Origin of the sequence: Rhizobium sp. BK312 (assembly GCF_014193605.1) — a bacterium.
Lineage (GTDB): Bacteria > Pseudomonadota > Alphaproteobacteria > Rhizobiales > Rhizobiaceae > Rhizobium.
Genome location: NZ_JACHZP010000001.1, coordinates 869,440 through 883,185, shown reverse-complemented (window position 1 = coordinate 883,185; position 13,746 = coordinate 869,440). Strand labels below are relative to the sequence as shown.

Here is a 13,746-nt window from a genome sequence, read left to right as displayed (position 1 = left end):
GCCCCTTTCATCATAAAATGCTGGTATCGGCACGGTCATCAGGAGTCGGAATCGATGAAAAAGGTCTTCAATCCCGCGTCTGTCCGCCGCCCTTTCGGCAATTACAATCACGGCCTACTGGTGCCGCCCGGCGCCAGCATGCTGGTCACCTCCGGCCAGCTTGGCATCGGTATCGACGATCGCATTCCGGCTGACGTTACCGGCCAGGCCGAAGTATGTTTCAAGGCGATCGGGGCTATCCTTGAGGAGGCTGGCATGGGTTTTGCCGACGTCATCCGCATCGGCGGTTTCGTGACTACGCGCGAGGATTTTCCCGCCTATATGGCCGTGCGGGACCGCTATATCCAAAATCCTGCACCGGTCTCCACCTTGCTGATCGTCGGCGGGTTTACGCGGTCCGAGTTTCTGGTCGAGGTCGAGGTTACGGCGGCGAAGGTGATGTGATGACGGCCGGTCATCCTGAGCGTCCGGCCGATCCGTCGATGCCGCGCATTCAGGGGCTTTACGAGACGCATCTGACGGTTGCCGATCTCCAGCGCTCGATCGCCTTCTATCGCGATGTCCTGAAGCTCGAAGTCGGGAAGGTCATCGAGAGCAGAAATGTTGCTTTCCTCTGGATCGACGATAAACGGATGGGCATGCTCGGCCTTTGGGAAACAGGCAGCTCCCCTCTCAAGATGCGTCTCCATATCGCGTTCAGAACGTCTCTCGCCGATGTAATCGGCTCCGCCGCCGCATTGAAGGCTCATGGTGTTCAGCCGAAGGGTTTCAATGGCGAGCCGCTCGATGAGCCGGTCGTTGTCGGTTGGATGCCGGCCGTCTCGCAATATTTTTCGGATCCCGACGGACATTCGATCGAATTCATCCATGTGCTTGAAGAGGCGGCCGATCCGGATTTCGGCGTAAAGCCCTATTCACAGTGGCTATCGCGGCCAAAGCCGGCGGCTTGACCGGTACAGGCGGGACCTCCCTTTAACTGGCTTTTCGTCGGCTTGCTAATGGTCTAAGCGAAGAGGATACGAGCTATACCTGCGATACTGCCAGTTCCAGGGCGCGCAGAAGCGTGGAAGGCCAACATGACGCAGAATATCTACGACAATCCGGGCTTTTTCGAAGGCTATAGCCGCCTACAGCGATCCATCGACGGGCTGGCGGGCGCGGCCGAATGGCCGGCCATCCGTGCCTTGATGCCGGACATGAAGGGTCTCGATGTCGTGGATCTCGGCTGCGGTTTCGGCTGGTTCTGCCGTTGGGCGGTCGAGCAGGGGGCGGCCAGTGTATTGGGGTTCGATGTCTCGGAAAAAATGTTGGAACGTGCGCGGGCGGAAACGGAGGATACGCGGGTTCGCTACGATCGCGTTGACCTGGAGCAACTTCAGCTTCCGAAAGCGAGCTTCGATCTCGTCTACAGTTCACTCGCCTTCCATTATATCGAAGGCTTTGCCGGACTGCTGACGACGATCCGTCAGGCGCTGAAGCCGGGCGGTCGGATGATCTTTTCAATCGAGCATCCGATCTATATGGCGCCCCGACGGTCGGAATGGCTTGATGACGCCGACGGCGGCAAAATCTGGCCGCTCAGTGCCTATCAAATCGAGGGGCCACGCGTGACGAACTGGCTCGCCGAGGGCGTCGTCAAGCAGCATCGCACCATGGGTACGACGCTCAACCTGTTGATCGAGTCCGGCTTCATCATTGCCCATGTCGAAGAATGGTCGCCGAGCGATGAGGATCTTGCAGCCCATCCGGAATGGGCAATCGAGCGCGAGCGGCCGATGTTTCTCCTGATTTCCACTCGGACCTGAGGCATCCCCAGCATGCCGCCGCAGCGTAGAAGCCCGAGGCGATCAGTTTTTCTTTTTGTTGATAGATTTTATAGAAAATTAATTGCTCGCGAAGGGCTACTTCCGCAAAATGTCGTTTCTTGAGGCGCATGCTCCCCATCGATAATGTGAGGCTATCTGCGCAAGTTAAGGAAGAGTGCGATGAACATGAAAACTTCCGTGGCAATCGAGAAGGCGGTGCCTGTCGCCGATCCCGACATTGCGCGCACCGAGTTTCGCAATGCCATGGCGCGGATGGCGGCGGCAGTGAACATCGTCACGACCAATGGCCCTGCGGGGATCGCCGGCTTTGCGGCGACCGCCGTCTGCAGCGTTACCGATAACCCGCCGACCCTGCTCGTCTGCCTCAATCGTGGCGCTTCCGTTCATCCCGCCGTCATGCAAAACGGCGTGCTCTGCGTCAACGTGCTGTCGGAAGCGCATCAGGACCTGTCGCGGCTTTTCGGCGGCAAGACCCCGGTTGCCGAACGCTTCGCCGGTGCCTCCTGGTCGGAACTATCGACAGGCGCGCCGGTGCTTGAGGATGCTCTTGTCTCCTTCGATTGCCGCATCGTCCGCCAGGCCGACGGCGGAACGCATGATATCCTGCTCTGTGAAGTCGATGCTATCCGTCAACGTGATGAGGGGCAGGGGCTTATCTACTTCGACCGGACCTATCATTCTGCGGGTCGTGCCGAGTAAGCCGGTTTTCTTGTCGTTTCACGCCAGAAAGTTTTCGATCGCCTGCAGGACCTGGGCAGGGTGTTCACGATGCGGCGAATGTCCGGTATTCGGCAGGATATAAGCCGATCCGCGTCCGGCCGCGATCCGGTGGGGATGAGCCTCGGAGCCATACTCGTCACGCTCGCCGTGAATGGCAAGCACCGCGCAACGGAGTTTTTCAAGGGCCGGATCGAGCGACCAGCCGGCACGTTCGGGAGTAAGCCACGTATCGATCCATGCATGCAGCACCCAATCGGTCTTACCGCCGTGATACTTTTCAAGCCGGGCGAAGGTCTCGGTCGATCTGAAATCCTGCTGTGCGATCCTGATGCCTTGCAGGGTTCTCTCTTCCACGAAAGCCTGCGCTGCGATGGTGATAACGGCCTGGCAGCGGTCGCTAAAACGTGCTCCTGCTTCCACCGCCATGCCGCCGCCGACGCTATGCCCGCAGGCAACGAACTCTTGAACGGAAAACTGCTCGCATAGCAACGGAACGGCCTGCTCGGCCTCCAGGGCCACGAAATTCTGCTGCAGAACGTCGATGCGAGCATCGGAGCGACCGAAGCCTAAGCGATCATAGGCGATCACCTGACGGTTGAGGGAAAGAGCGAGCTGTTGTGGAAAATCCCTCCAGAGCGCGATGCATCCGAGGGAATCATGAAACAGGATGATCGGCGGCAGGAAGGTCTCGGCATGCGGTGTCCATGATTTGGCATAGAGGCGCCTGCCGGGGATTTCGATCCAGTGTTCCGTTTCGACGATGCCTGCCATTTCGCTCAATAGTTTTCCTGATACCACTCGACGAAGCGCTTCACGCCTTCATCGACTTCGATCTGCGGCCTGAAGCCGGTCAGCGCCACCAGCAGATCCGGGACGGCATAGGTATTGTGTACGTCGCCGGGTTGCATGGGCAGCATCTTGCGGATCGCCTTCTTGCCGAGCATCGTCTCGATGGTTTCGACGAAGCTCATCAGCCCGACGGGCTGGCCGCCGCCGATATTGACTACCCGGAAAGGGGCATTCTTCGAGAGAGTGTCGATGACCGTCTCCGACACGATCCGGTTTTCCTCCGACGGCACGACGCCGATGAGGCGCACGATGCCTTCAACGAGATCGTCGATATAGGTGAAATCGCGGCTCATCTTGCCTTCGCCGTAGATTTCGATCGGCCTGTCGTTGCGGATGGCATCGACGAATTTGAACAGCGCCATGTCCGGACGGCCCCAGGGGCCATAGACCGTGAAGAAACGGAAAGCGGTCGTTGGTATGTTGAAGAGATGGGCGTAGCTGTGCGCCATCAGCTCCATGCTCTTCTTGGTCGCCGCATAGATCGTCATCTGCTCGTCGGCCTTGTCGCTTTCGGCAAAGGGGATCTTTTCGTTGGCGCCATAGACCGACGAGGTGGAGGCAAGCAGCAGGTGCTTCGGCTGCAGGTTTTTCGCCAATTCCAGGATGTTGAACGAACCGACAAGATTGGAATCGACGTAGGAACGCGGATTTTCGAGGCTATAGCGGACGCCGGCCTGTGCGGCGAGATGGACGATCACATCAGGTTCGGCGAGTTCGGCGGCGCGATCCAGCGCTGCCTTGTCTTCCAGCATGCCAGTGACGGCCTTGAAGCCGTTGGAGCGGGCGAGAATGGCTGTACGCTTTTCCTTGAGCTTGACGTCGTAGTAGGGCGTCATGCCGTCGAAACCGACGACGAAATGTCCCTCGTCAAGCAGGCGCCTGGCAAGGTGGAATCCGATAAAGCCGGCGGTGCCGGTGATGAGATAGCGCATTGATCGGCCTTTGCTTAAAGCATTTCGAGGAAAGGTGCGTAGGGGTTTTCCGTTCGGAATGCGTAGACGCTCTAAAGTGTGTCGTCGCTCGAGGGTCTGCCGACGCTTGTATAGGCAAAGCCGTGCTTTGCGACCTCGTCATGGCGATAGATATTTCTGAGGTCGACGAGGACCGGAGCCTTCATGATGGATTTGAGCCGGACAAAATCCAGCGCGCGGAACTGGTTCCATTCCGTCACGATGACGAGCGCATCGGCACCGCGTGCGGCGCTATAGGCATCCTCGGCATAGGCGATGTTGTCGATCACCTGGCGGGCATTCTCCATGCCTTCGGGATCGTAGCCAGTCACCGTGGCGCCGGCATCCTGCAGCGTCTGGATGATCGAGATGGCCGGGCTGTCACGCATGTCGTCGGTATTCGGCTTGAACGTCAGACCGAGGACAGCTACCGACTTGCCCCTTATATCGCCGCCCATGGCCGTGACGACCTTGCGCCCCATGGCGCGCTTGCGGTTGTCGTTGATCGATACGGTCGTTTCGATCAGGCGCACAGGGCTGTCGTAATCCTGAGCCGTCTTGGCGAGTGCCAGCGTATCTTTCGGGAAGCAGGAGCCGCCGTAGCCCGGGCCGGCATGCAGGAATTTTGAGCCGATGCGGCCGTCTAGGCCGATGCCGCGCGAGACTTCCTGCACATTGGCGCCGACCTTCTCGCAGAGATCGGCCATCTCGTTGATGAAGGTGATCTTCATGGCGAGGAAGGCGTTGGCGGCGTATTTGATCAGCTCCGACGTGCGGCGGGAGGTAAAGAGCAGCGGCGCCTGGTTGAGGTATAGCGGCCGGTAGACTTCGGTCATGACGCCGCGGGCGCGTTCGTCGTTGAGGCCGATGACGATGCGGTCGGGACGCTTGAAATCCTCGATGGCCGCACCTTCACGCAGGAATTCCGGATTGGAGACGACAGCGACATCGGCTTGCGGATTGGTTTCGCGGACGATGCGCTCCACTTCGTCGCCGGTGCCGACCGGTACGGTCGACTTGGTGACGATGACGGTGAAGTCCTTGACGTGCTCGGCAATTTCGCGAGCAGCGGCATAGACATAGGAGAGGTCGGCATGGCCGTCGCCGCGCCGGGAAGGGGTGCCGACCGCAATGAAGACGACATCGCTTGCGGCAACGCTCGTCTCTACATCAGTAGTGAAGGAGAGGCGGCCGGCTCGCACATTGTCGGCAACGAGCTGTTCGAGGCCCGGCTCGAAGATCGGTATTTCGCCGCGCTTGAGAGCCTCAATCTTGCTCGTATCCTTATCGACGCAGATGACCTCATGGCCGAAATCGGCAAAGCAGACACCCGATACAAGCCCTACATAACCTGAGCCGATCATCGTGATGCGCATGAAACTTCAATCCTTTTGCTGGCGCCGGGCGTCGCGTTGAAATGCAACGGCGGCATAGGCGATCATCTGCGTATATACACAGGATCGCGAGCGGCGCCTATATGCGATGCCGGCTTTAAGAGGATTGCAGCAGAAGTGTCACGGAAGCTTCGTCGACCTCCGGCATGCGCGATCATCTTGTTTTTCAAGTGAAACGAAGCCTTTGCACTTTAAATCTATGATAGCCTATTGCTTGTGATTGGCAGCATGTTGCCACATGATGAATTGGGTGCGGTCGTGCGGCAGGGCGGCGGCGATATATGGGCGGTTCGGGACTTTTGCATGAAATCGACTTTTGCCGTGCGGACAATGCGGGCTGGCGAGCTAGAGCTTGCTCTGGAATGGGCTCGGCAAGAAGGCTGGAATCCGGGCATTGACGACGCACAGGCCTTCTGGGAGGCGGACCCGGCCGGCTTTCTGATCGGCGCCATCGGCGAGGTTCCCGTCGGTTGCATATCCGTCGTCCGCTATGGCGAGGCTTTCGCTTTCCTCGGTCTTTATATGCTTCATCCCGAGTTTCGCGGGCGGGGATATGGCAAGCAGCTCTGGAACAAGGGCATGACGCTTGCCGGCAATCGCGTCGTCGGGCTGGATGGGGTCGTCGCACAACAGGAAAATTACCGGCGGCACGGTTTCGAGATGGCCTATCGGACGCTCCGCTATGGCGGTATCCCCAAAGTACCTGAGGTGGATGAAGTGCAGGCAAGGCAGGTGACGCCCGTCGCGGACGGCAAGCTCGAGGCGCTGGTGCACTATGATGCTGAAATTTTCCCCGGCTTGCGTCACTCCTTTATCCGGGCCTGGTGCGGCGCTCCTCAAAGACGGGCATCATTCATCGTCGGTGGTGGTAGCAGGGTTCGCGGTTACGGCACGATCCGCCGCTGTTTCGAGGGTTACAAGATCGGTCCGCTGTTTGCCAACAAGCCGGAGGTCGCGCTTGCATTGATGAGCAAACTGCTTGCCAAGACCAATGGGCAGTCGGTCTCTCTTGATGTGCCGGTCGATAATGTGCAGGCGATCAGGCTTGCGGAAGATTGCGGTCTGTCTCCGGTATTTGAGACGGCGCGCATGTATCGCGGCAAAGCACCGGAAATCCCGCTCGATCGCGTCTTCGGCGTCACCACGCTCGAGCTTGGTTAGCTGCTCTTGATCCAGCGCCGTGCGAGGCCTTAACGATGGCGTTGCCCTAGCGGTCAAGCCGAGTTTTGATGAGCAGGGATCGCCTTCGGAGAGGGCCGTTGAAAGGCCATCGGAACTGCGACAGGGGAAAAATCCTGTTGGAGGCGCTGATTCGTCATGCAAAAAGCCGAATCTCCTGAGACAACAGGGTCGCTTTCCCAAAAACAAAGCTTTATAGATGCGCGGGTTTGAGCAAGGCGCGCCGCCGCGCGCAGGAAGCGGGATTGGATAAATGGCGAATGTTGTAGTGATCGGCTCGCAATGGGGTGACGAAGGCAAGGGCAAGATTGTCGACTGGCTTTCGGAACGCGCCGATGTGATTGTACGCTTTCAGGGCGGTCATAATGCCGGTCATACGCTTGTTGTCGACGGTGTCAGCTACAAGCTTGCGTTGCTGCCCTCCGGGCTCGTGCGCGGCAAGCTCAGCGTCATCGGCAACGGCGTGGTCGTCGATCCCCATCACTTCGTCGCCGAAGTGGAAAAGCTGCGCGCCCAGGGAGTTGCCGTTACCCCTGACGTGCTGCGTATTGCCGAAAACGCGCCGCTGATCCTGTCGCTGCACCGCGATCTCGATGCCATGCGCGAAGACGCTGCTTCCAATAGCGGTACGAAGATCGGCACGACGCGCCGCGGCATTGGCCCGGCCTATGAGGACAAGGTCGGCCGCCGCGCCATTCGCGTCATCGACCTTGCCGAACCGGAAACGCTGCCCGCCAAGATCGACCGACTGCTGACGCATCACAACGCGCTGCGCCGCGGCATGGGCGTCGACGAAATCTCCTTTGACGCCCTGCACGAGGAACTGAGCTCCGTTACGGAGCATATTCTTCCCTATATCGATCAGGTCTGGCGCCTGCTCGACGAGCAGCGCAAGGCTGGTGCCCGCATCCTTTTCGAAGGAGCGCAGGGCGCTCTCCTGGACAATGATCACGGCACCTATCCGTTCGTGACCTCGTCCAACACGGTCGCCGGTCAGGCCGCTGCCGGCTCGGGTCTCGGCCCGACGGCGCTCGGCTATGTGCTTGGCATCACCAAGGCCTATACGACCCGCGTCGGCGAGGGACCTTTCCCCTGCGAATTGCATGACGAGATCGGCAAGCATCTGTCGACCGTCGGCCGCGAAGTGGGCGTCAATACCGGCCGTCCGCGCCGCTGCGGTTGGTTCGATGCCGTACTGGTGCGCCAGACCGTCAAGACTTCCGGTATTACCGGCATTGCGCTTACCAAACTCGACGTGCTCGACGGCCTGGACGAGCTGAAGATCTGCGTCGGTTACAAGCTGGACGGCAAGGAAATCGATTATCTGCCGGCAAGCCAGGCAGCGCAGGCCCGCGTCGAGCCGGTCTACATCACGCTCGAGGGCTGGAAGGAATCGACTGTCGGCGCCCGCAAGTGGGCCGATCTGCCGGCGCAGGCGATCAAATATGTGCGTCAGGTGGAAGAGCTGATCGGCGCGCCTGTGGCGCTGCTTTCAACCAGTCCGGAGCGCGAGGACACCATACTTGTGACCGACCCCTTTGAGGGCTAGAGTTGCGTATCTATGACGAATCCCGGCCCGGCTGCACACCGGGCATCATGAGAAAGTACTGATGGCGGATTTTGTAGCAGTTATTCGACGGGCCGTTGACGGCCTGACGGACAATACTCCCGAAATGCGGGTCAAGGTTTACGATCGAGCTCGCGGTGCCGTGCAACGGCAGCTCGAGAGCATGAAGCCGCGCCCGCCCGAGGAAATGCTGCGTCGCCAGCTCGACAAGCTTGAGGCAGCGATCGTCGAGGTCGAGGCCGAACATGCCGAGGCTTTGCCGGGCGGCGAGGAGCCGCCGGTTGCGGAAGCGCCCGCGCCGCATGAAGAGGTCGCTTCCGAGCCCGCTCACGACCATCATGAGCCTGAGGAAGCCCATGCCGAGCCGCATGAGGAAGAGCCTGCGCCGGCACCGGCCGAGGTTCATGCCCATGAGGAGCCGGACGCTGTTGCTCCGGTCGAGGAAGAGCCGGCTTATGAGGCGCCGGCCGCGCACGTCGAAGAGCGGCATGCGCAGGAACACGAGTCCATTGAGGAATGGAGCGAGCCGCAGCCGTCAGACGAGCCTTTTGCTCCGGCTGCCGAGCATGTCGGCGCTGAACATCATGCCAAGGCTCACGAGGAACCGGCCCCTGAGCCAGTTTACCATGAGGAGCCGCAGAGACATTGGGAAGGGCCGCAACAGCATGCGGAGCCGCACCATGTGGAAGAAGCGCCGGCAGTCGCTGCAGCAACCGCGCCGCATGTGCCGCCAAGGCCGGTTGACGATGTCATAAGCCAGGTCGAGCAGATCTGGGCCGAAGTGGATGCGCCTGCCTCCAACACTACGCCCGAACCGGAGACGGCCCGTCATACCGACCCGGTCATGCCGGCCGCAGCTTTCACGGAAGCGCCCTTTGGCCAACCGGTCGAAGGACCGGTCAATTCCAAGGCACCCGCCGTCAACACGGGCTTTACCTGGGACGCGGATGTTTTCGAGGAAATGCAGCCGGCATCGGCGGTTTCCAAGCCCGCGCAGCAGCCAGCTCGGCAAATGCCCGAAAATGCCTTCGATGATGTCGATCTCTTTGCGGATGTGCATCCGTCCAGGAAAGCGGCGTCCGAAGCCGATGCAACCAATGACGGCTGGCGCGAACTCAAGGAGCTTGCTGGCTTCGACAAACGCGCTGAAGACGACCGTGGCGATGGCCCCGCCGTTCCGCCCGATCTCGATCAGGCGATGGCGGCGAAGCTGCAGGGCCGCAGCTTCCGCATGGAGCCGAAGCGTCGCCGGATCAATGTTACCGGTATCATCGTCACGCTCGTCGGTCTTGCCGTTGTTGGAGGCGGTGGCTACGCAGCTTGGCTGAACCGCGACGCACTCAACAATATGGTGACGAAGCTCGTCAGTTCCGCACCGAAGAATGCGACGGCACCCTCGACGTCGGATACGGCCAGCAGCAATACGCCGAACAACGGCAATGCTGCAGCCCCTGCCCAGCCGACGACCGCGCCCCAGCAGACCAATACGGCCGCTCAGCAGCCGGGTGCCGCTGCCGGCAAAACGGATACCGCAGCATTGGCCAGCGATCCGAATACGGTCAATACGAAGTTCACGCAGCGTCTCCTGGCGAATGGTACCGAAGAGGATAAAGGCCCCGCTCCAACCGGGCAGCCCGGCGTCGTTGAAGGCAAGTCCGTAGCTGAACAGAATGTTGCCTCTGCGGCACCTGCCGCGACGGCAACGCCGCCGGCCGCCAACAATGCCGGCGCGGCTGCTCCACAGACCCAAGCGCCCGCAACCGCTGCACCGAATACGCCATCCGCCTCGACGGATCAGCAGGCACCTGCCGCCAACCAGCAGCAACAGGCGGCCGCCAACCAGCCGCCGCCCGTGACGCAGCAGACGGCTCCGGCAACAGACGGACAGAAGGTTTTCCTCTATGAGGAGCGCCTCGGCCAGACGTCGCCCACGGCCTTCCAGGGCACGGTCAGCTGGTCGCTGCAGGAAGGCAAGGGGGCCGACGGCCGACCGGAGCCTTCGGTGCAGGGTCTCATTACCGTTCCGGATCGCGGCCTGACTGCGACGATCACAGTTTCGCGGAACTCGGATTCCTCGCTGCCGGCCAGCCATCTGATCGAGCTTGCCTTCCAGGTACCGCCGAATTTCGAAGGCGGCGCGATCGACAACGTTCAGCGCGTCGCACTGAAGGCGACCGAGCAGGATCGCGGCGATGCGTTGATCGCGGTTCCGGCCAAGGTTACCGACGATGTCTATATGGTGGCGCTCAACGATTTCCCGGATGCGCGCAAGACCAATCTCGATCTGTTGAAGAGCCGCAACTGGATCGATATTCCGGTGGTCTATCGTAACGGTCGCCGGGCGCTGTTGACCATGGAAAAAGGCCCGACCGGAACGGATGCCTTCAACAAGGCGATTTCGGAGTGGCAGGCGCTTGGCGGCGTCGCCTCTAGCGGCCAGTAAGCCAGCGGACATCTATGGATATGGAAAAGGCGGGCTTTTGGCCCGCCTTTCTTTTATCGGTCAAAATCTTCTGTGAAGTAAACGTTACGCAGTTGCTTCAACAACGCGCAGAGCTTTGGCACGTTCCAGCGCATCCTTCTGGACGGCTTCCTGCACCTTTTCGAAGGCGCGAACCTCGATCTGACGCACGCGTTCGCGGCTGATGTCGAACTCGGACGACAGATCCTCCAGCGTTACCGGTTCCTCGGCGAGGCGGCGTGCCTCGAAGATTCGGCGTTCACGGTCGTTCAGCACGCCCATGGCGCGCGCTAGCATGCGGCGGCGGGTATCGAGCTCGTCCTGTTCGATCAGCACGTCTTCCTGGCTGTCGTGATCATCGACGAGCCAATCCTGCCACTGGCCGGAATCACCTTCGGAAGCCTTTATCGGTGCGTTCAGCGAAGCGTCGCCGGACAGGCGGCGGTTCATCGAAACGACCTCTTCCTCCGAGACGTTCAGCTTGGTGGCGATCTCGGTGACATGCTCCGGCTTCAAATCGCCGTCATCGATGGCCTGGATGCGGCCCTTCAGGCGGCGCAAGTTGAAGAACAGGCGCTTCTGGTTGGCCGTCGTGCCCATCTTCACCAGCGACCACGAGCGCAGGATATACTCCTGGATCGAGGCCTTGATCCACCACATGGCATAGGTTGCCAAACGGAAACCGCGTTCCGGGTCGAACTTCTTGACGGCCTGCATCAGGCCGACATTGCCTTCAGACACGACTTCGCCGATCGGCAGGCCATAGCCGCGATAGCCCATAGCAATCTTCGCCACAAGGCGCAGATGGCTGGTGACGAGCTTATGCGCAGCCTGACGGTCGGCATGTTCCGCGTAGCGCTTGGCGAGCATATACTCTTCCTGCGGCTCCAGCATCGGGAACTTGCGGATTTCGTCGAGATAACGATTGAGGCCGGCTTCTCCGGCAGCGATGGACGGTAAGGTATTACGGGCCATGATCTTGCACCCTCCTATTCGAAATTTGGTTCCTTCTGGGGGCGTATTTTGAGCGCCTTCTGCGAAGCGGACCAAGGCGTACGGGTCCTGGGACCCCGCACTTAACCAATGTAAAGATAAGTACGGCGAAACGGTGATTCAAGGATGTGGTCACGCAAGTGTTATCTCGGCGTGACCGCAGGTCTCGCCGGAACATCGCCCTTGGGATTATCCTCCCGAACAATCCAGCGCCATGCGGCATGACCATTTCGACCTCCCAAACGCAGTCGCGTTTTCGGTCAGCACAGGCGCTCGGACATCGGTCCTTCATACGCGATATTATAGGGCGGAAGGGGACGGACGTCCAGTCATTGTGATGTTCGGCGCCTATCCTCTGAGCGCCGCCGCCAGTTCTTCCATATCCTCAGGCAAAGGTGCCTCGAAATGCATGACTTCGCCAGTACGTGGATGTTCGAATTGCAGCATATAGGCATGCAGTGCCTGGCGCGTGAAGCGATGGACGGCCTGTTTTGCGGCTTCCGGCAGGAGATTGGCCTTAGTCTTGAAGCCACCGCCGTAAACGGCATCGCCGAGCAGCGGGTGGCCGATATGCGCCATATGCACGCGGATCTGGTGCGTTCGGCCGGTTTCCAGATGGCACTCGATCAGTGAGGCAAGCGCGGTCGCGTCCGGTGTCTCGTGAAAGCGCTCCAGCACCTCGTAATGCGTGATCGCCTCGTCGGCATCCTGCGAATCCGGGCGCTTGACGGCGCGGCGCGTGCGGTCGCTGCTTGACCGGCCGAGAGGGGCATCGATGGTGCCGACGAGTTGGCGAGGGCGTCCCCAGACGATTGCCTGATAGGCACGCTCGAGCGAAGTCGTGCGGCCGTGATCGGCAAATTGTAAAGAGAGATGTCGGTGAGCCACGTCATTCTTGGCGACGACCATGACACCGGTCGTATCCTTGTCCAGCCTATGAACGATGCCCGGGCGGCGGACGCCGCCGATGCCGGAAAGGCTGTTGCCGCAATGATGGATCAGCGCGTTGACCAATGTTCCGGTCCAATTGCCTGCGCCGGGATGAACAACCAGCCCTGCCGGCTTGGAGATGACGATGACATCGTCGTCCTCGTAGAGCACGTCGAGCGGGATATCTTCGCCCTGCGGCGTCGGATCTTCCGGCTCGGGTAGGGTGATCTCATAGACGTCGCCGGGGCGCACCTTGCGTTTGGCGTCTGTCACCGCAGCGCCCTTGAGCGTAACGGCGCCCTCCTTGATGAGCCCTTGCACGCGGCTGCGGGAAAATTCCTCGCCGATCTCGGCCGTCAGCCAGGAATCGAGCCGTCCTTCAGCATTTTCATCGGCGGTTAGGACTTTTCTATTGTCCGCGGCTTCTTTAAAGGGGTCGCTCAAACATATTCTCCGGCGCACAAAGCGCTCTACTGGAAGCAAGGACGCATCGATGACGAATCTCGAGCCAGACGATCAAGAGGAAAAGCCCCTCGATCCGGCCCTGGAGAAAGTCCGACGCAAGATGATCCGCCTGCAGATCGTCTCTGCGGCCGTCATGGTGGTGAGCCTTATGGCTGTCTTCGGCGCCGTTGTCTACAAGACGATGAAACCGGCGGCCAAGCCTGCGGGCCAGGCGGCGACGGGCATCCCGTCCGACGCCCCGCTTGCCGTGACGGCTCTATTGCCGGCGGGCTTTACGGTGCAGTCCACGGCGCTGTCGGGCAATCAGGTGCTGTTCTACGGCACGCTTGCCAGCGGCCAGCGCCAGGCCATAGTCTTCGATTACGGTATCGGCCGCATCGTGGCGACCATATCGCTGCCGAACTGACGGCTT

Annotated in this window: 13 protein-coding genes; 8 read left to right on the top strand and 5 right to left on the bottom strand. The window is 60.3% G+C overall.

Annotated features, from left to right (window positions below):
- The first annotated feature begins 54 nt into the window (after positions 1-54).
- The 4 genes from FHT85_RS04275 (at position 55) to rutF (ending at position 2,525) form a co-directional block, all read left to right on the top strand.
- Positions 55-444, top strand: coding sequence for a RidA family protein (locus FHT85_RS04275; RefSeq protein WP_112411485.1), 390 nt, complete (start codon positions 55-57; stop codon positions 442-444).
- Positions 444-950: a VOC family protein gene (locus FHT85_RS04270; RefSeq protein WP_183773978.1), complete on the top strand. Its 507-nt coding sequence runs from the start codon at positions 444-446 to the stop codon at positions 948-950. Before FHT85_RS04275 ends, FHT85_RS04270 begins: the two co-directional genes overlap by 1 nt.
- A 126-nt stretch (positions 951-1,076) precedes the next feature.
- Entirely contained in the window at positions 1,077-1,805 is a 729-nt protein-coding gene (locus FHT85_RS04265) for a class I SAM-dependent methyltransferase (protein WP_112411486.1), read from the top strand.
- Between the two features lie 180 nt (positions 1,806-1,985).
- On the top strand, positions 1,986-2,525 hold the full coding sequence (rutF, locus tag FHT85_RS04260) for an NADH-dependent FMN reductase RutF (RefSeq protein WP_112334940.1): 540 nt from the start codon (positions 1,986-1,988) through the stop codon (positions 2,523-2,525).
- Between the two features lie 18 nt (positions 2,526-2,543).
- On the opposite strand, the gene FHT85_RS04255 is transcribed toward rutF, so the two are convergent.
- The 3 genes from FHT85_RS04255 to FHT85_RS04245 form a co-directional block, all read right to left on the bottom strand.
- Positions 2,544-3,317, bottom strand: coding sequence for an alpha/beta fold hydrolase (locus FHT85_RS04255; RefSeq protein WP_183773996.1), 774 nt, complete (start codon positions 3,315-3,317; stop codon positions 2,544-2,546).
- Positions 3,318-3,322: 5 nt separating this feature from the next.
- The gene (locus tag FHT85_RS04250; protein WP_112334938.1) at positions 3,323-4,327 is read right to left on the bottom strand and encodes an NAD-dependent epimerase; all 1,005 of its coding nucleotides are present in this window, start codon (positions 4,325-4,327) and stop codon (positions 3,323-3,325) included.
- A 71-nt stretch (positions 4,328-4,398) separates the two neighbouring features.
- Entirely contained in the window at positions 4,399-5,721 is a 1,323-nt protein-coding gene (locus tag FHT85_RS04245) for a UDP-glucose dehydrogenase family protein (protein ID WP_112334937.1), read from the bottom strand.
- Positions 5,722-6,042: 321 nt separating this feature from the next.
- Between FHT85_RS04245 and FHT85_RS04240 the strand changes: the two genes are divergently transcribed.
- The 3 genes from FHT85_RS04240 (at position 6,043) to FHT85_RS04230 (ending at position 10,928) form a co-directional block, all read left to right on the top strand.
- Positions 6,043-6,900 (top strand): GNAT family N-acetyltransferase, encoded by an 858-nt coding sequence (locus FHT85_RS04240; protein ID WP_112335283.1) that lies wholly within the window; start codon positions 6,043-6,045, stop codon positions 6,898-6,900.
- Positions 6,901-7,171: 271 nt separating this feature from the next.
- Positions 7,172-8,467 carry an adenylosuccinate synthase gene (locus FHT85_RS04235; RefSeq protein WP_112334936.1) on the top strand — a complete coding sequence of 432 codons (1,296 nt, stop codon included), beginning with the start codon at positions 7,172-7,174 and terminating at the stop codon, positions 8,465-8,467.
- Positions 8,468-8,528: 61 nt separating this feature from the next.
- A complete protein-coding gene (locus FHT85_RS04230; RefSeq protein ID WP_112411487.1) occupies positions 8,529-10,928 on the top strand; it encodes a hypothetical protein in 2,400 nt (799 codons plus the stop codon).
- An 84-nt stretch (positions 10,929-11,012) separates the two neighbouring features.
- Here the strand turns inward: FHT85_RS04230 and rpoH are convergent, their stop codons facing one another.
- Positions 11,013-11,921, bottom strand: coding sequence for an RNA polymerase sigma factor RpoH (gene rpoH, locus FHT85_RS04225; protein ID WP_015340865.1), 909 nt, complete (start codon positions 11,919-11,921; stop codon positions 11,013-11,015).
- A 366-nt stretch (positions 11,922-12,287) separates the two neighbouring features.
- Complete coding sequence (locus FHT85_RS04220) at positions 12,288-13,313, bottom strand: RluA family pseudouridine synthase (RefSeq protein WP_112411488.1); 1,026 nt, start codon at positions 13,311-13,313, stop codon at positions 12,288-12,290.
- Positions 13,314-13,362: 49 nt separating this feature from the next.
- Here FHT85_RS04220 and FHT85_RS04215 point away from each other — a divergent pair, with 49 nt between their 5' ends.
- Positions 13,363-13,740: a hypothetical protein gene (locus tag FHT85_RS04215; RefSeq protein WP_112334933.1), complete on the top strand. Its 378-nt coding sequence runs from the start codon at positions 13,363-13,365 to the stop codon at positions 13,738-13,740.
- Positions 13,741-13,746 lie beyond the last annotated feature (6 nt).

What these genes read in the sequence shown, in the direction of transcription:
- FHT85_RS04275 (WP_112411485.1), top strand. Translation starts at nt 55, where the DNA reads ATGAAAAAGGTCTTCAATCCCGCGTCTGTCCGCCGCCCTTTCGGCAAT.
- FHT85_RS04270 (WP_183773978.1), top strand. Translation starts at nt 444, where the DNA reads ATGACGGCCGGTCATCCTGAGCGTCCGGCCGATCCGTCGATGCCGCGC.
- FHT85_RS04265 (WP_112411486.1), top strand. Translation starts at nt 1,077, where the DNA reads ATGACGCAGAATATCTACGACAATCCGGGCTTTTTCGAAGGCTATAGC.
- rutF (WP_112334940.1), top strand. Translation starts at nt 1,986, where the DNA reads ATGAACATGAAAACTTCCGTGGCAATCGAGAAGGCGGTGCCTGTCGCC.
- FHT85_RS04255 (WP_183773996.1), bottom strand. Translation starts at nt 3,317, where the DNA reads ATGGCAGGCATCGTCGAAACGGAACACTGGATCGAAATCCCCGGCAGG.
- FHT85_RS04250 (WP_112334938.1), bottom strand. Translation starts at nt 4,327, where the DNA reads ATGCGCTATCTCATCACCGGCACCGCCGGCTTTATCGGATTCCACCTT.
- FHT85_RS04245 (WP_112334937.1), bottom strand. Translation starts at nt 5,721, where the DNA reads ATGCGCATCACGATGATCGGCTCAGGTTATGTAGGGCTTGTATCGGGT.
- FHT85_RS04240 (WP_112335283.1), top strand. Translation starts at nt 6,043, where the DNA reads ATGAAATCGACTTTTGCCGTGCGGACAATGCGGGCTGGCGAGCTAGAG.
- FHT85_RS04235 (WP_112334936.1), top strand. Translation starts at nt 7,172, where the DNA reads ATGGCGAATGTTGTAGTGATCGGCTCGCAATGGGGTGACGAAGGCAAG.
- FHT85_RS04230 (WP_112411487.1), top strand. Translation starts at nt 8,529, where the DNA reads ATGGCGGATTTTGTAGCAGTTATTCGACGGGCCGTTGACGGCCTGACG.
- rpoH (WP_015340865.1), bottom strand. Translation starts at nt 11,921, where the DNA reads ATGGCCCGTAATACCTTACCGTCCATCGCTGCCGGAGAAGCCGGCCTC.
- FHT85_RS04215 (WP_112334933.1), top strand. Translation starts at nt 13,363, where the DNA reads ATGACGAATCTCGAGCCAGACGATCAAGAGGAAAAGCCCCTCGATCCG.